At 62.4% G+C, this 16,371-nt stretch carries 14 protein-coding genes; 10 read left to right on the top strand and 4 right to left on the bottom strand.

Annotation, left to right across the window (positions count from 1 at the left end):
- The first annotated feature begins 52 nt into the window (after window positions 1-52).
- From rfbB to B5D62_RS33245, 7 genes are all read left to right on the top strand, one after another.
- Entirely contained in the window at window positions 53-1,108 is a 1,056-nt protein-coding gene (gene rfbB / locus B5D62_RS02115) for a dTDP-glucose 4,6-dehydratase (protein ID WP_085932167.1), read from the top strand.
- A 56-nt stretch (window positions 1,109-1,164) separates the two neighbouring features.
- Window positions 1,165-1,965, top strand: a complete 801-nt coding sequence (locus tag B5D62_RS02110; protein ID WP_231714761.1) for a DUF5131 family protein — start codon at window positions 1,165-1,167, stop codon at window positions 1,963-1,965.
- Complete coding sequence (locus tag B5D62_RS02105) at window positions 1,962-2,276, top strand: DUF4326 domain-containing protein (RefSeq protein WP_085932165.1); 315 nt, start codon at window positions 1,962-1,964, stop codon at window positions 2,274-2,276. The genes B5D62_RS02110 and B5D62_RS02105 overlap by 4 nt, the downstream gene beginning before the upstream one ends.
- 122 nt (window positions 2,277-2,398) lie before the next feature.
- Window positions 2,399-2,554 carry a hypothetical protein gene (locus B5D62_RS33250; protein WP_170920746.1) on the top strand — a complete coding sequence of 52 codons (156 nt, stop codon included), beginning with the start codon at window positions 2,399-2,401 and terminating at the stop codon, window positions 2,552-2,554.
- A 140-nt stretch (window positions 2,555-2,694) separates the two neighbouring features.
- Window positions 2,695-3,555 (top strand): FkbM family methyltransferase, encoded by an 861-nt coding sequence (locus B5D62_RS02100; protein ID WP_170920745.1) that lies wholly within the window; start codon window positions 2,695-2,697, stop codon window positions 3,553-3,555.
- A 124-nt stretch (window positions 3,556-3,679) separates the two neighbouring features.
- Window positions 3,680-3,976, top strand: a complete 297-nt coding sequence (locus tag B5D62_RS02095; RefSeq protein ID WP_139373697.1) for a hypothetical protein — start codon at window positions 3,680-3,682, stop codon at window positions 3,974-3,976.
- Between the two features lie 334 nt (window positions 3,977-4,310).
- Entirely contained in the window at window positions 4,311-4,472 is a 162-nt protein-coding gene (locus B5D62_RS33245) for a hypothetical protein (RefSeq protein WP_170920744.1), read from the top strand.
- 367 nt (window positions 4,473-4,839) lie between these two features.
- On the opposite strand, the gene B5D62_RS02080 is transcribed toward B5D62_RS33245, so the two are convergent.
- The 3 genes from B5D62_RS02080 to B5D62_RS02070 all read right to left on the bottom strand — a co-directional run bounded on the left by B5D62_RS02080 (window position 4,840) and on the right by B5D62_RS02070 (window position 6,463).
- Window positions 4,840-5,022 carry a hypothetical protein gene (locus B5D62_RS02080; protein WP_085932160.1) on the bottom strand — a complete coding sequence of 61 codons (183 nt, stop codon included), beginning with the start codon at window positions 5,020-5,022 and terminating at the stop codon, window positions 4,840-4,842.
- A 111-nt stretch (window positions 5,023-5,133) separates the two neighbouring features.
- Entirely contained in the window at window positions 5,134-6,189 is a 1,056-nt protein-coding gene (locus B5D62_RS02075) for an ABC transporter substrate-binding protein (RefSeq protein WP_218190911.1), read from the bottom strand.
- 61 nt (window positions 6,190-6,250) lie between these two features.
- Window positions 6,251-6,463, bottom strand: a complete 213-nt coding sequence (locus B5D62_RS02070; RefSeq protein WP_085933479.1) for a TOBE domain-containing protein — start codon at window positions 6,461-6,463, stop codon at window positions 6,251-6,253.
- A gap of 902 nt (window positions 6,464-7,365) precedes the next feature.
- On the opposite strand from B5D62_RS02070, the gene B5D62_RS02065 reads away from it, so the two are divergent.
- From B5D62_RS02065 to B5D62_RS02055, 3 genes are read left to right on the top strand one after another with little or no spacing between them, the layout of a single operon-like run.
- On the top strand, window positions 7,366-12,297 hold the full coding sequence (locus tag B5D62_RS02065) for a beta strand repeat-containing protein (protein ID WP_085932158.1): 4,932 nt from the start codon (window positions 7,366-7,368) through the stop codon (window positions 12,295-12,297).
- A gap of 6 nt (window positions 12,298-12,303) precedes the next feature.
- Window positions 12,304-14,040, top strand: a complete 1,737-nt coding sequence (locus B5D62_RS02060) for a type I secretion system permease/ATPase (protein ID WP_085932157.1) — start codon at window positions 12,304-12,306, stop codon at window positions 14,038-14,040.
- Window positions 14,037-15,362 (top strand): HlyD family type I secretion periplasmic adaptor subunit, encoded by a 1,326-nt coding sequence (locus tag B5D62_RS02055; protein WP_085932156.1) that lies wholly within the window; start codon window positions 14,037-14,039, stop codon window positions 15,360-15,362. Before B5D62_RS02060 ends, B5D62_RS02055 begins: the two co-directional genes overlap by 4 nt.
- Before the next feature lie 46 nt (window positions 15,363-15,408).
- On the opposite strand, the gene B5D62_RS02050 is transcribed toward B5D62_RS02055, so the two are convergent.
- Complete coding sequence (locus B5D62_RS02050) at window positions 15,409-16,365, bottom strand: LLM class F420-dependent oxidoreductase (protein ID WP_218190910.1); 957 nt, start codon at window positions 16,363-16,365, stop codon at window positions 15,409-15,411.
- Window positions 16,366-16,371: the final 6 nt, after the last annotated feature.

Here is a 16,371-nt window from a genome sequence, read left to right as displayed (position 1 = left end):
CTCGAGACGAGCTGGCTTGGAGGTCTGCCCTGCCATGGCCTAAAAGGGGGGCATGAAACTTCTCGTTACCGGCGGCGCGGGATTCATCGGCTCGGCAGTCGTGCGGCACGTCATCCGCGATACCGACTGGTCGGTGGCCAATGTCGACAAGCTCACCTATGCGGGCAACCTGGAGTCTCTGGCCGGAGCTGGCGCCAGCAATCGTCATCGCCACTACAGGACCGACATCCTAGACCGATCCGCGATCGCGGAAATCTTCCGGGTGGAAAGGCCCGACGCGGTCCTGCATCTGGCAGCCGAAAGCCATGTCGACCGCTCGATCGATGGCCCCTCCGCGTTCATCGAGACCAACGTCCAGGGGACCTATGTGATGCTGGACGTGGCGCTCGACTACTGGCGCAATCTTGACGCCGATGCCCGGGCGCGCTTCCGCTTCCAGCACATCTCGACCGACGAGGTGTTCGGCTCACTTGGTCCTACCGGTAACTTCACGGAGACCACGCCTTATCGACCTAGTTCACCATACTCTGCCAGCAAGGCCGCCTCTGATCACCTGGTGCGCGCCTGGCATCACACTTACGGGCTGCCGACACTGACCACCAATTGCTCGAACAATTACGGCCCGTACCAATTTCCCGAGAAGCTGATTCCTCTCATCATTATCCGCGCCATGCGCGGCGAGCGGTTGCCCGTCTACGGCAGAGGCGAGAATGTGCGCGACTGGTTGCATGTCGAGGACCACGCCGAGGCGCTGACGCTGGTGCTGCGCCAGGGACAGCCTGGGGAAACCTACAATGTCGGAGGTAATAGCGAGCAGAGAAATATCGATGTCGTGCGAACCATCTGTCGTTTGCTCGACGAGATGCTGCCCAACGCCGTGACACGGCCACACGCCAGGCTGATCGAGTTCGTGACCGACCGGCCTGGCCACGATGCCCGTTACGCTATTGACGCCAGCAAGATCAAACGCGAGCTGGGCTGGGAGCCTCGCCATACTTTCGAGCAGGGTCTGCGCGACACGGTACGATGGTACCTCGACAATCGCGGTTGGTGGGAGCGGGTTCTGAGCGGGGCCTATCGCGGCCAACGGCTGGGGCTGCGAGGATAGACGGCAGATCGTGCCATCGCCCTTCATGCGCCATCTTCCTGGAGCAGGGCTTGGCCGTGGCCGAGCGGACGAAAATCGAATGGGTGGACCATACCTTCAACCCGTGGATCGGCTGCACGCGGGTAAGCGACGCCTGTGACAATTGCTATGCCGCGGCCATGTCCCGCCGACGCGGGTGGGCGGAGTTCGAGCCTGGAGCCCCGCGGCATCGGACGTCTGCGACCTATTGGCGGCAGCCTCTCGTCTGGAATCGCAAGGCAGAAGCACGGCGGACCCGGGCAAAGGTGTTCGGGCCGAGCCTGGCCGATCCGTTCGATGCCGAAATATCCGACGCATGGCGCCACGACTACATCGACCTGATCAAGCGCACGCCGTGGCTCGATTACATTCTGCTCACCAAACGGCCTCAAGTCGCAGTCAAGTTCTTCTGCGGCCGCCGCGTGCCGGACAACCTCTGGCTCGGCGTTACGGCAGAGACTCAGAAGATGCTTGCCCTGAGAGCACCGACGATTCTGGACATCAAGGCCAAGGTGCATGTCCTTTCGGCTGAACCGCTGCTCGAGCAACTTGATCTGGCGCCATGGTTGCCCGGTCCGGAACGAAACAACCGCCAAAGCTTCACCTGGGTCATTGCCGGCGGGGAGAGCGGTCCGAAAGCAAGAGCCTCAAAGCCCCAATGGTTTCGTATCCTTCGGGACCAATGCGCTGCCGCCGGTATCGCCTTCTTCTTCAAGCAATGGGGTGAACATGCGCCCGACGATGAGCGGCGCTCGGATGACAATGCCGTGCGCAAGCTTGGTCGGAAAACAGCTGGAGCCTGTCTGGACGGCCGCCACCATCGGGACACTCCGTTATGAGGCCCCAGCGCATTCAGCTTTCGCGTCGGCCGGGTTGGCGAAAGCCGGCCAATACGGTGGTGGTGGCCCGGCCCTCCCGCTGGGGCAATCCTTTTCGGGCGGATGAAGCTCACGGCTACACCATAAAGGAGGCCGTGGAGGACTATCGTCTCTGGCTGCTGGGCAAGGGCCATTCACCGACAGCATGCCCTGGTCCGCCTCCCCCGCTCGACGAGATCAGGCGCGCGCTGTGGGGCAAGAACCTCGCCTGCTGGTGTCGCCCTGGAACGGCCTGCCACGCCGACATCCTGCTCGAGATCGCCAACGGCTGATCCGCCACACTCGCAGATCACGGCCCTTGTCCGGTCATGCAACGGATGGCCTCGAGCGACGTTCTGTCGCCGCATCGGCACGTTACCCGTGTTCGATCCGCCGTTCGAATAAGGAGCCCGTCATGCGAACCATGATCGTTCTGGCATTGATTGTTGTCGCCATTGCGGCCTGTTCTGTCCGCACACAGACAGTGGAGCAAAGTCCCACGCCGGCATCGCCGCCCGTCGTGAGCAGCAGCAGCATGAGCGTCGGCACCGGGCTGGTGAGCCACGACTAAGGCCCTGTTCGCCCACGGCTACGGCCCGACCGCCCGATCGACGGTGACCATATTGCGTCAGCCCCTACACGCTGATGCAGGGGCTGAGGGCCCCGGTTATCGTCGCATCACTGTCATCGTCTTTGCATGCGAGGATGGACATGGCCAGCTTCACGGATAGCTATCACGGTGCACGGCACGCACTGCGCACCTTTTGCCCGCAGGCCCTTCTGAATTGGCGCGAAGCCCGGTTCTATGGCCGCTACGGGGAAGTCGAGCTGCACCTGTTGGAATTCCTTTGCCGCCCCGAGGCCGATGCACTCGATGTCGGCGCCAATGACGGCAGCTACGTCCACTACCTGCGCCGCCACGCCCAGCATGTTGTTGCTTTCGAACCAATGCCAAAGCTCGCGGCGGCGCTCAACGAGAAATTCCCGCGCGGCGTTACCATCGAAGCGATCGCGCTTTCGGATCGTACCGGAACGATTGAACTCAGAATGCCAGTTGTCGACGGCGTCGCCGTCGAGGGGTGCTCCACTGTTTCCGACAGCGCAGCTGCCACCTATCCGGGCTATCGCGGTATCGAGGTCCGGATGGACAAGCTCGACAACGTCTATCGGGGCGAGGCTGGGTTCATCAAGATTGATGTCGAAGGCCATGAGCAGGCGGTCCTGGACGGCGCGGTCGCTACCGTTCAGCGCTGTCGACCCCGCATGCTGGTGGAGGTCGACGAGCGTCTATCGCGAGGCGGACTGGCGCGGGCGTGCGCATATTTCACTGACTTCGGCTATGTCGGCTATTTCGTTCATGACGGGTTTCTAAAACCCGTCGAGCAATTTTCGATCGAGAGGATGCAGGATCCAGCGAACCTGCCCGATCTGACTGCGCCTCTCCAAGCCCGTCAGCGCTTCGGTCGTTACGTCTACAATTTCATCTTCCTGCCGCAGGAAGATGGAAAGGCAGTGCTGCCCGCTCTGACCCAGAAACTGGCAAGCCTGCGGGACGCAAATCCTCCCCATTGAGGACAGGGCGTACGCCTGGCCAGCCACTTCTTTGTTACAGGATCGGAAGGAAAAGAGGGTCGTCTGTCATAGGCCGTTTGGGCATCCTGTGACATCCCTCACGGCCGGCATGAGGAAGATCAAGATGGTCAAGATCTGGTCCTTTGCACTTGCCGTTGTCTGCGCCGGTGCGACACCCGCACTTGCGCAGCAAGGCGGCACAACGAATCCGACTACGAGTTCCTTTGGCGGCACGCCCGGGGTCTCCAACGGAACGACGGGAACGACTTACAGCGTGCCGGGCAGCATGCCTCAGTCCGCCACACCCGGCGGCACGATACCGATGGCGGCCGGGACACAGGACACATCCAAGGCGCCGTCTGCCCTGCCGAATTTCAACAACACGGTATCGACGAACAGCCTCTCATCGGGCGGACGCTAGCCCTTACGGGCCGCTATTGGGCCTTGCTCCGGTTGCGAAGGATTCAGCAATGGAAAGGTTCTTCGCCTCTCCCTATTGCAAGATCCTCGTTCTCTGTATCGCCCTGCTGGCTGCTCTTGGTTTCGCCTACCATATAGGCCACAACCTCAGGCTGGCAGGGGTGGAGCATCACGCCGTGAACGACGACGGGCGCTCCCAAGAGAGCCTATCCCCGGATGAGTCGAGCCTCCCTTTGCAGAGACGATCTCCCTAAGCCTCTGTTCGGAATCGCGCAACCAGCATGCACAAGCCTGCGTTGGCAGAGGGTCGCCCTTCATCTTTTTGGGAGGTTCGCATGAAAAGGCTTGGCATTCTCACCATCGTCTCGCTTGTGCTCGCCGCCTGTGGTTTCCACAGCGAGACGGTCGTCCAGAAGCCGGCGCCACAGCCGTCGACAGCCGTGGTGGTGCCAAGCTCACCGCCGCCAACGACTGTTTACGTGCCCGCGACGGACTAGGAGCATTCGCAGGCGGTCAAAGCCAACCTGTATCCTTTAGGTTGGCGAGTCCGCCCAGTTCCCGTGCCGAGCAACCCCGCTCGGACGAGCCACAAAACCTGTCGAGATCACTGGCCGACACTCGGACCCGGACGACGCGGCCGTCCGGGCTTGCGGCCGTCCAATCGGCCTCGCGCCGATCCAGCTGGGCACAATACGCGGCGTAGGATCGCTTCAACCCTCGAACACGCCGAGCGAACTCCTGGAACTCGGTTTCCGCGATAACGGCAAGCCACGTCGTCGACATCTCTTCCTCCCCCACCTGTTGAGGCTATGCGCCTATCCGGTTGGTCGCCCTAAACGTCATCGGAAGAATCGGTAGCCGACGCTATTCCAACCGCAGGAGACGGACCCGGCGGCGCGGCAGCCCGCCGTGCGGTCCCAGAGGGAGCGCCGATGCGACCCACACGATCGCGCAGATGACGAGGAGACTCCCGAGGATGGGTTCACCCCACCGAATGAAGGCTGCGGCAGCAAGGCCGAAAGCGATGGTGCCGATAACCGGGATCATTGCACCCTCCACAATGGAAGGCTGCCGTTCTAGAAGTACCGTGTATCGCGGCGATGTTGCGACGGGAGAGTCGGGTTTCGTGAGTTTCGCGACCTCGAACGGCCGCAAGCTCTAGAGCGCGCCCTGCAGTAGGGCCTTCAGCTCCGGATCGGTCGGAGTGGTCCCATAGAAGAGGCGATGGAACTTCCGTATCTCGGAAACGAGGTCGATCTGTACCCGGTAGAAAGCAGCTGCAAGCCAGCGCAACCCAATCAGCCGATTGACCGAAGGCGGCTCGCCGAGCCAATTCCATGGCAGTGTCGGCGCCACGATCAGCCTTCTGGAGGAAACAATCGGATGCCATTCGGCATTGTCGCGAAGGACATCGGCAGCGGCCTGATCGAAGGCAATGATGACGTCCGGTGCCCACGCCGATACTTGCTGGATCGTAACCATGAGGCCGCTACCCATGCCGGCCCCGAGATCGGCAACATTGGTAGCGCCGGCCCGTTCGATGGTCTCGGCCAGACCTGATCCGCGTGGTGCCGTCTGCAGACCATCCGCGCCGCGCGCGATATAGACACGAGGTCGCCGATGGGTGGGGACGGCCTCGATCGCCCGGTCGATAGCCACGAGGGTGTCGGCAGCATAGCTGGCTAGGGCTTCACCTCGTTCGGTGCGCCCCAGGATATCTCCGGCCAATCGGAGCGCCGCAGGAAGCCTGTCGAGACGGCCATCGATCAAGGCATAGGGAATGCCCGTCGCCTTCTGGACACGCTCGGCGAGGTTCACATAGTCGGAGTTCGTTGAACCGAAGTCGACAATCAGGTCTGGCTGCAGCGCCATGACCGACGTGAAATCGGACGGCCCACCCTTCCCGGTCAGGCGAACCGAGGCCGGAAGATCGCGCACGCTCGGAACGAGGAATTTCTTCGCATCCTGCTGAGGCAACGGCACCCAGCCGACCATTGCCTCCGGGGCGACCACATATAGCAGAATGGACGCTGGTGGACCGGCCGGCACAACGCGGCTTGCACGGAGTGGTACGCGAATTCGCCGCCGAACGGAATCGACCACCGACCTGTCTTGGGCCTGCACAGGCGCGGCCAACATCGTCGTCGCGCTTATCGACCCGAGGAAGGTCCGGCGGCGAATATTCAACTCGCAACCCCAACGCGCCCGCAACAAATTCGCCCGAGGGCGACGGTGCCGCGTATCGCGCTTCCGTCGCAGGTCAGCACCGCGATCATCAGCTCTCCAGTCCGACCATCACGTCCGATGCCTTGATAATCGCATAGCAGACTTGGCCCACAGCCAGACCAAGCTCATCGACGGCCTCATTCGTGATCGAGGCGGTGACTACGGAGCCGCCGCCAACGTCGATCCGAACATGGGCCGTCGTCTGCCCCTTCCTGACTTCGACGATCGAGCCTTTGAGCCGGTTTCTGGCACTGATCTTCACGCAATCCCCCATTGTGGTCGGCAAACTATAGCGGGCCAATTTCGTGATATACAAGTGAACATATCGCTCGTCCGCCGTCGAGGACCGACCGACCCTTTCACCCTTCCCGAAGCGAAATCGCCCTCATTTCATCCTCGCGTAAAGCGGCGGGATGCGCCGGCCCACAGTTGACACAAATCAATGTTGCGGGGGCTATCAGGCCGCATGTTCCGCACGCTTGAGGAGCGCCAAACGATCGTTTGGCAGGAAGGTTGCATTGAGGGTGGCTGCGGCATAACAGCCGTAGTCGCACGGCCCTGAGGCAATCCCCAGCGACGATTGCTAAGCGCTTCCGCGACTACCGCTTCGTATTCTCAATTTTGCGTCGTTACGGGGGTAATTTTCGGTTCGAAGAACCTGAGACTGCCATTCCTGCGGATCCCTCGGCGTGCCGGATTCAGCCCATTGCTGGCGTATGAGGGATCGTTGAACTGCGACAGCGGCCGCTGCATGGCGACCGGCTGAATCCGAGATGTCTTCCTTCTCTCGCTGCTCAGGAGAGCGATCGCTCGTCTGGCCGAGAGGTCGGCGGCTTCAACCGCTGACTGCATGACTACGACGGACCGTTGGTCCGGCGCCGCTCATCTCTACTTCGTCAGGTACTGGAAGGATTGTCGGCGCGTTACCGCGCTGCATCCAGCTACGCCAGCCGGGGGGCAAGGGCGAGTGTTCATCTGGTGACAGTGTTTGGCAGAGGAAGGACCTCGGCCAGGCAGCGAACCGGTGTGCCCGCAGCCAGCGCACGTCCCGCGGCAGCAGCAATCCTTCTGAACCAAAGCGAAGGAATTGGGGAAACGTCCACCGTCAGACGCGACGCTGCGGTTTGATGTCAGACCCTTCTGCAGCGTGTCACAGAGGATTAGATGACGACTTCAAGCACCGACGCCACCGGAACGACAACGCTTCTTCTGGCCGACGATCCTACTTCCGCCCTGCTCTCGACGACAGCAGCGCCGACCGGTTCAACGAGCACGACCACTCTAGCGTCCGCGATGTCCGCAGCATTTGGTGGCGGATACATGGCGCACCTTTCCGGCACCTTCACGGTCACGTCGACCATCGTCATCCAGGTAAACAGCACCACGCAGGGCCCGATCGGTATCGATCTTGGCGGATCGACGATCGTTTCACAGATCACCAACGGTGCACCGGTGATCGAGATCGACGTCGGCCCTGGCGTGGATCTTCGGTATCTCACTCTTTCGAACTTCACCATCCAGGGCAACGGCAAGGAGGGTGACGGCATCAAGATCGTCGCCGACGGCAATGACCGGTGGGTCTACAACTGGAACATCAACAATGTGACCGTGAATCACGTCGGCGGCTACGGCCTCGACGTGCAAGGCAGCGTTTTCGAGGGGCTGGTCTCCAATTCGTGGATGAACGGCAATGCCCAAGGCGGCGCCTACTTTGCGCATAGCGAAGGCGGCGGTCAGGTCAGCGCGCTGCGCTGGTTCGGCGGCGGTTTCGAGAACAATACCGGTGCCGGTCTGACGTTGGATAACGGCGCCCGCGACATGAGCGTCGACGGCGCAACCATCAGCGGGAACGGCGGCCCTGGCATTAGCGCCATGTCCGGGATCACATCCGTGACCGGCACCGACTTCGAGAACAACCACGGCGCCGGAGTCGCGTTCCAGAACTACGGCAACTTCAACGACGACACATTCACCTCGACCGGCGCGCAGACCGTCGGCATCGACGGCTACCTTGCCGGCAACGCCACCCTGGTCGGCAATACCAGCAGCGGCGCCGACCTTGCCAACCTCCAGGGCAGTGGGAGCGCCTTCGAGGTCTCGAACAGCGGACATGTCGTGAACGGATCGAGCGTCTCGGTCGCCGGCTTCGGCGGCGGCGATGTAGCGAGCATATCGCACAGCAATCTGGGAGTGGCCTTACCGACCCTGGCGCCGGTCACGACTGCGATCACTGCCGCCGTGGCCAGCAGCACCGGTACAGGGGCCGTGGAAACGGCCCTCAAGTCGGCCCTGGTCGCTGGCGACGTCGCCCATCTCTCCGGCACCACCTACACCGTCACATCGCCGATCATCATCAACGTCACCAGCGCCACGCAGGCGGCGTTCGGCATCGATCTCGGCGGCGCCAAGATCGTCTCCCAGGTCAGCAACGGCGGGCCGGTCATCGAGATCGTCGTAGCTGCCGGCGTGCATCTCTCCTCACTGACCCTGTCGAACTTCTCTATCCAGGGCAATGGCGCGGAGGGCGACGGCATCAAGATCGTGGCCGACGGCAGCGATCGTGCGATCGCCAGCCTCAGTGTCAGCAACGTCAGCGTCGAACATGTCGGCGGCATCGGTCTCGACGTGATCGGCAATGTCTCACAAGGTCTCGTGCTCAATTCCTGGATGAATGGCAATGCCGACGGCGGCGCCCGCTTTGCCAACAGCCCTGGTGGAGGAATTGCGTCCGGCCTCGAATGGGAAGGAGGCGGTTTCCGGCACAATGGCACGGCCGGCATGATCCTCGAGAACGGCACACACGACATGAGCGTCAAGGGTGCCTACTTCGTCGAGAATGATGGTCCGGGGATCGCCGCACCCTCAGGCATCACGCTCGTGCAGGAGAGCGGCTTCGAGAACAACGTTGGCGCTGGCGCCGTCGTTCAGGGATCGGCCAATTTTACCGACGACACTTTTTCGACCTACGGTCCCCAGACGGCAGGCGTCGGTGGCTACCTCTCTTCTGGAGCGAAAGTCACCCTTACTGGCGTCGACAGCGAATACTATGGTTCTGGTTCCGACCCGACGGTAATGGCCAATATTCAGGGTACCGGTACGGTGGCCATCGCCGGCGGCGGCAATGTCGTGGTCGGCTCCAACATAGCGGTGACGGGCGGTAATCCCGTGATCGGCGTGTCCGCCATAGACGCGATGTCTGTCACACCGACCGTGACGGAACAATTGGCCAGCGATACAGGTTCATCATCGAACGACCACATCACCTCGTCGGCGGCGCTGACCGGAACCGCTGACCCCAATGCGGTAATCCATTTTGCGGTCGATGGGACTGCACTGACGTCCACGGCGACGGCGAATTCGACGGGAGCGTGGTCCTTTACGCCCGTCGGCCTCGCTGACGGCACCCACACGATTGTAGCAAGCGAAACCAACGCTGCCGGCAATACGGGCACCGGCTCCATCACCTTTACACTCGATACCAAAGCCCCGGCGGTAACGGAGAAGCTCGCCAGTGGCACCACGACGACTTCCAGCGCCGCCGTCACCGGAACCGGCGACCCCAATGCCACGGTCCATTTCACGGTGGATGGGAAGGCTGTGACCGGGACCGCTACAGCCAACGCCAGCGGCGCCTGGTCGTTCACGCCAACCGGCCTGGCAGACGGCAATCATACGATCGTCGCGAGCGAGACCGATCTCGCCGGCAATACCGGGTCGGCCTCGATCTCCTTTACGCTCAACACCACCGTCCCCTCGGTCACGGAGAAGCTTGCCTCGGATACAGGTACCTCATCGACCGACAAGATCACGGCCAATCCGACGCTGACTGGCACCGCCGATCCGAATTCGACCGTGCATTTCACCATCGACAGTAATGCCGTCACGACAACGGCCACAGCCAATTCCTCTGGAGTCTGGTCCTACACACCGACCGGACTTGCCAACGGCAGCCATACGATCGTTGCGAGCGAAACCAATGCGGCAGGGACCACGGGCAGCACGTCCCTCACCTTCACGCTCGATACGACTGCCCCGGTCGTGACCGAGAAGGCCGGTAGCCAGACTTCCTCCAGTGCCACCTTGACCGGTACCGGAGATGCCGGGGCAACGGTGCATTTCTCCGTCGACGGCAGCCCGATCACCGGCGCCGCGACGGCCAATTCCAGCGGAGCCTGGTCTTACACGGCAACAGGGCTCTCGGCCGGAAGCCATACCGTTATCGCCAGCGAGACGGACGCAGCCGGCAATACCGGCTCCGCTTCGGTATCCTTCACGCTCAGCGCCCCGCCCGCCCTTACGGCAGCGCTCAGCAATGACACCGGCAGCTCCGCGACCGACAAGATCACCTCCAACGCGGCTCTCACCGGAACCGCGGACGCGGGCGCAACGGTGCATTTCAGCCTCGATGGCAGTGCCATCGCCACCACCGCCATCGCCAACGCCAACGGCGTGTGGTCCTATACGCCGACGGGGCTTGCCGACGGCACCCATACGATCGTGGCCAGCGAGACCAACGCCGCCGGTGTCACGGGTTCCGCCTCCCTCACCTTTGCCCTGGACACGCATGCGCCCGTCCCTGTGATCACGGGAGGCGTCCTTGCCAATGGGCAGGTCACATTGACCGGCACGACTGGTGAAGCCAATGACACGATCTCAGTCTATGACGGCTACACTTGGCTGGGCTTCGCCACCACCGGCGGCAACGGCGCCTGGACCCTGACCGCCTCTGCAGATCCCACCGTGTCACACAGCTATGGCGTAAACGCGGTCGACCTGGCGGGTAACGAAGGACACGGCAGCTCATCTCTGGTGCTGAACAGCACTATCGTGTCGCCCCCGACAGTGACGGCACATCTACTTCACGACACCGGTGCCTCCGCGACCGATCACGTCACGTCGAGCGCTGCCCTCACCGGCACCGCCGACGCGAATGCCGTCGTCCACTTCACCGTCGATGGCAGTACGATCACCCAGACAGCCAGCGCCGATTCGACGGGCGCCTGGTCCTTTGCGCCCACCGGGCTCGCCGATGGCTCTCACACGATCGTCGCCAGTGAGACCAATGGCAGCGGCACCGGCACGAGCGCTGTGACGTTTACGCTCGATACGACAGCGCCGGCCGTGACAGAACATCTTCTGAGCGGCGGCCCGACCACGTCCAGCCCGGCTCTCGTCGGAACGAGCGACGCTGGTGCGATTGTGCACTTCACCGTCGACGGAAGCATCATCAGTAGCACCGCCACTGCCGATGCTGCCGGTGCGTGGTCGTTCACGCCGAGTAGCTTGGCCGACGGCACTCACACGGTCGTCGCGACCGAGACTGATCTTGCCGGCAACACCGGCTCGGCCTCTGTCTCCTTCACGCTCGATACGCATGTCCAGACAGACCCCGCCATCACCGGCATGACCTCCAGCAATGGTATCTTGACGCTGAGCGGCAGCACCGGCGAGGCGGGTGACAACATCTCCCTCTATGACGGTGACAACTGGATCGGCTGGACGACCACCGATGCCAGCGGCCATTGGAGTTACCAAGCGAACGGCGACCCTACCGTCGCCCATAGCTTTGGCTTCAACACTACTGATCTGGCCGGAAACATCAGCGGCGGATCAAACACAGCGATCATGGGGAGTACAGTTGCCGCGACACTGACAGGCTCGAGCGGCAACGACATCATCAATGCAGGTGGCGGCAGCGATATCGTCATCGGAGGGGCCGGCGCTGATAAATTGACCGGTGGCACCGGCAAAGTCGCCTTCACCTACAATGCTGCGGCCGAGTCGACCGCGACAGCCTCGGACACCATCACCGACTTCCATCACGGATACGACAGGATCGATTTCACGAACATCGGCGGAATCAATGCTTCCAGCGGCGTGCCGCAGTTTCAGGGCAATATCACAGGAAGCGGCAATCTGACCCTCGCCGCCCACAGCGTGGCGTTCCTCGAGGTTGGCGGCAACACTCAGGTTCTCGTCAACACGACCAGTGTCGCCGAGACCGTATCGACGTCCGATACCCATGCCGCCAACATGCAGATCACTCTGCTCGGCGTGAATCTCGGCCTCACCGGCAGCGACTTCCATCACGCGTGATCGACAATGACCCGCAGACCCTCCGAACTTGTCGATCTGTTGCGTTCCAGCGGCAGCTATTTCGCTACCGCCGGAGCGTTCAGCCTGGCCATCAACCTGCTCTACCTGGCCGGCCCTCTTTATATGCTGCAGCTTTACGACAGAGTGGTTCCCAGCGGGAGTGAGGTTACGCTGGTGATGCTCACCCTCGTTCTGCTTCTGGCGTATCTGACACTCTCGGGACTCGATATCGCGCGCGCCCACGTGCTGACCCGTGCCAGCGTGCGCATCGACAGGCGTGTCGCGCCCCGTATCATGACTGCCATCGTCGAGCGGCCGGCTGTCGCCGGCGGCGCGCGTAGCCAGTTCCTGCGTGACTTTGACAGTTTTCGTCAGTTCATCAGCGGCTCCGGCATCCATGCCCTGTTCGATCTGCCTTGGGCACCGATCTACATTGCCGTGATCTTCATGCTCCATTGGAGCCTGGGCGCCTTCGCCCTCGGATGCAGCGTGCTGCTGGTCCTGATGGCGCTCGCCAACGAATGGCTGGTCGACGCTCCGCTGTCGGACGCCAATGCAGCCTCCGCCCGCAATTACAGCTTCACCGAGATGAGCCTGCGCAACGTGGAAGCGATCCGCGCCATGGGGATGATCGAGGGGGTGCTTGCTCGCTGGGCTCGCGACCGTAGCCAGATGATCAGCCGCCAGGTCACCGCCAGTGACCGGGCGGCGACCATTCAGAGCCTCATCCGCTTCCTGCGCCTGTCGATGCAGTCGGTAATTCTCGGTCTGGGCGCTTACCTCGTGATCGAGAAGACGGTCACGGCCGGCTCGATGTTCGCCGCCAGCCTTCTGCTCGGTCGTGCACTTCTTCCCATAGAACAGGTCGTGGGATCCTGGCGCAACCTGGTCTCGGTTCGGGGTGCCTGGACGCGACTCGTTGCGCTGTTTGGCGAGCGCCATGCGCGGCCGACGCCGATTGCGCTCCCACGACCAAAGGGACAACTGTCGGTCGAGGCCGCTTCCTATGTCGCGCCGGGACAGGCAAAGCCCATCCTGCGCAGCGTCTCGTTTTCGATCGATGCAGGCGAGGTTCTCGCCGTGATCGGCCCGTCCGGGGCCGGCAAGTCAACCCTTGCACGGCATCTTGTCGGCGTGTTGCAGCCGAGTGCGGGCACGGTCCGACTGGACGGGGCCGATGTCGCCACCTGGTCACGCGGCACTCTCGGGCGGTATGTCGGATACTTGCCGCAGGACATCGAGCTCTTCTCGGACACGGTTGCCGCCAACATCAATCGCTTCCAGCCCGGCGACGATCAGGAGACGGTTCATGCCACGCAAATGGCCGGCGTGCACGAGTTGATTCTTCGTCTGCCGGATGGATACGAGACAGCGGTCGGAGAAGGTGGCGCCGTTCTGTCAGGCGGTTACCGCCAGCGGCTGGCCTTGGCCCGAGCCGTGTACGGCCATCCCAGCCTTGTAGTGCTCGACGAGCCGAGTTCCAATCTGGACGCCGACGGCGATCTGGCCCTCGCCAGATGTGTCCAGGCGCTCAAGGAGCGTGGAACCACGGTCGTTCTTGTCTCCCACCGCCCGAGCACGATCAGCATGGCGGACAAGATTCTTGTTCTGCGTGACGGCGCCGTCGAGATGTTCGGGCCGCGCGCCGATGTCCTTGCACACCTCAATCGTGTCTCCGCCGTCGCACCACCAGCCACGGTGCAGGCCATGCGCCGGCCGGCCAATACAGCGAGAGCCCAATGAATCCGCACCTCTCTGCGCCCTGCTCGAATGACATCGATAGCGACTCGATCCGGCGCGCCGCAGTGGCGGGCTGGCTGATAATCGGCCTGTTCTTCGGCGGCCTCGGCTTATGGTCGACGATCGCTCCCCTCAACGGAGCGGTCGTCACCAACGGCATGGTGAAGGTCGAAGGCAATCGAAAAAGCGTGCAGCACCTGGATGGTGGCATCGTCAAGGACCTGCGCGTTAAGGAAGGCGACCACGTCAATGTGGGCGATGTTCTGATCGTGCTCGACGACACCCAGGCCAAAGCCGAATTCCAAGTCCTGTCCGAGCAGTATGTCGTCCTGCGTGCCACCGAGGTTCGCCTGCTCACCGAACTCGCCAACGCCGGTGAAATGACCATACCGGCCGATCTGGCGAACCGGGGAGACGATTCCTACGCCCGGAGCATCTGGACCGGCCAGATCAAGCAGTTCGAAAGCCGGCGCGCAGCGATCGACGGGCAACGGAAGGTCATCGGCGAAAAGATCCACCAGCTTCAATCGCAGATCGAAGGCGCCGAGGCCCAGGTGCGGGCTTACAATGAACAGATCCAATCGGTCCGCAGCGAAGCCGACAGCGTCGCGCCGCTGGTCGACAAGATGCTGCTACCTCGACCGCGCCTTCTCCAGCTCCAGCGTACGGCCTACAGCCTCGACGGACAGGCGGCGGATGCCCAGGCCAACATCGCCAAGTTTCGTCAAGCCATCGCCGAGCAGGAGCTGCAGATCGCCCAGCTCGGCAACGACCATATGGCCGATATCACGAAGGACCTACGCGAGATCCAGGCAAAGCTGGTCGAGGTGCTGCCGAAACTTGCGAACGCCGAAGCCGTGCTGAGCCGCATGGAGATACGCGCTCCCTACGCGGGGCGGGTCGTTGGGCTCAGCGTATTTTCCATCGGGGGCGTGATCCAGCGCGGAGAGAAGATTCTCGACATCGTGCCCGACGAGGATTCGCTTACCGTCGAGGTTCAGGTCGCCGTCGATGAAATCAGTGACGTGCATCCGGGCATGAAGGCGGAGGTACATCTCACCGCCTACAAGCAGCGCATCGTGCCCACGATCCGTGGAGAAGTGCTCCAGGTCTCGGCCGATCGCCTTACGGATCCCAAGACCAACAGCCCTTACTACGTTGCTTCGGTGCGGCCGGATGTGACGGAACTCGCAAGCTTGCCGGGGATCCGCCTGTATCCGGGGATGCCGGCCACAGTCATGATCCCGACAGAAAGCCGGACGGCATTCGATTACATCGTGGGGCCGCTTACCCAGTCCTTCAGCCGGGCCTTTCGACAGAAGTAGGCAGGCCGGGGCGCCAGCCACAGTCGTCTTCGCGTGGCCGACCTGCTCAACCGCCCATCTGTTGCTTCAATTCGGCCCAGCGATCGAGAATGGGCAGGATTTTTTCTTCTTTCTCGGCCGGCAGGGAGAAGACGACACGGTCGATCCCTATATCCTCACACAGGCGCAGGCGGTCGATCTTGTCGGGGACCCGGAAAATGCTGACCGGAAGGCTGGCCGGATCGCGCCCCGCATCGATTGCCATCTTTCGAAACTCGGCGATGATGCCCATGCCGTCGCGCTCGAGCCAGTCGTCGCGCGGAATCCAACCATCGCCGTAGCGGATCGCGCGACGGGCTGCGTGGGGAAATCCGCCACCAACGATGATCGGCGGGTGCGGCTTCTGTATCGGCTTTGGCCATTGCTTCATCTTGTCGAAATTGACGAATTCGCCGTGATACTCGGGCTCTTCCTCCATCCAGATCTTTTTCATCGCCTCGATCCGCTCACGCGCCAACTTATGCCGCGTCTTGAACTCCGTGCCGTGGTTCTCGATTTCATCCTGGTTCCAACCGTTGCCAACGCCAAACAGGAAGCGGCCATCCGACAGCTGGTCGATGCTGGACACCATCTTGGCGGTAACAATCGGGTCGCGCTGAATGACCAGGCAAATGCCCGTACCGATCTTGAGCGTCGTCGTCGCGGTCGCCGCCGCGTTCAGCGCAAGAAACGGATCCATAATCTCGTAATAGGCCCGGACCAGGCCGCCGCCCGCCGGATAGGCCGACTTGCGTGACGAGGGGATGTGGGTGTGTTCCGGCACCCACAGCGATTCGAAGCCGCGCTCCTCCATCGCCCGCCCGAGCGCAGCAGGTCGCATGGAGTCCGCCGTGAAGAACATCACAGCCCCGATCTTCATGCCTTTGTCTCCTCTGCTGATTATGCAAGCGCGGCCGTCGTTGCGGTTGCAGACTGCGACACGGAACCACGCTCCCGCAAGCGGGTTGACTTCCTGGACAGCCAAGGAGCC

This window comes from Enhydrobacter aerosaccus, from assembly GCF_900167455.1.
In the GTDB taxonomy this organism is placed as follows: domain Bacteria; phylum Pseudomonadota; class Alphaproteobacteria; order Reyranellales; family Reyranellaceae; genus Reyranella; species Reyranella aerosaccus.
This window is presented reverse-complemented; position numbering and strand designations above follow the sequence as displayed.

What these genes read in the sequence shown, in the direction of transcription:
- B5D62_RS33245 (WP_170920744.1), top strand. Translation starts at nt 4,311, where the DNA reads ATGAAAAGGCTTGGCATTCTCACCATCGTCTCGCTTGTGCTCGCCGCC.
- B5D62_RS02060 (WP_085932157.1), top strand. Translation starts at nt 12,304, where the DNA reads ATGACCCGCAGACCCTCCGAACTTGTCGATCTGTTGCGTTCCAGCGGC.
- B5D62_RS02080 (WP_085932160.1), bottom strand. Translation starts at nt 5,022, where the DNA reads ATGATCCCGGTTATCGGCACCATCGCTTTCGGCCTTGCTGCCGCAGCC.
- B5D62_RS02065 (WP_085932158.1), top strand. Translation starts at nt 7,366, where the DNA reads ATGACGACTTCAAGCACCGACGCCACCGGAACGACAACGCTTCTTCTG.
- B5D62_RS33250 (WP_170920746.1), top strand. Translation starts at nt 2,399, where the DNA reads ATGCGAACCATGATCGTTCTGGCATTGATTGTTGTCGCCATTGCGGCC.
- B5D62_RS02100 (WP_170920745.1), top strand. Translation starts at nt 2,695, where the DNA reads ATGGCCAGCTTCACGGATAGCTATCACGGTGCACGGCACGCACTGCGC.
- B5D62_RS02105 (WP_085932165.1), top strand. Translation starts at nt 1,962, where the DNA reads ATGAGGCCCCAGCGCATTCAGCTTTCGCGTCGGCCGGGTTGGCGAAAG.
- B5D62_RS02055 (WP_085932156.1), top strand. Translation starts at nt 14,037, where the DNA reads ATGAATCCGCACCTCTCTGCGCCCTGCTCGAATGACATCGATAGCGAC.
- rfbB (WP_085932167.1), top strand. Translation starts at nt 53, where the DNA reads ATGAAACTTCTCGTTACCGGCGGCGCGGGATTCATCGGCTCGGCAGTC.
- B5D62_RS02095 (WP_139373697.1), top strand. Translation starts at nt 3,680, where the DNA reads ATGGTCAAGATCTGGTCCTTTGCACTTGCCGTTGTCTGCGCCGGTGCG.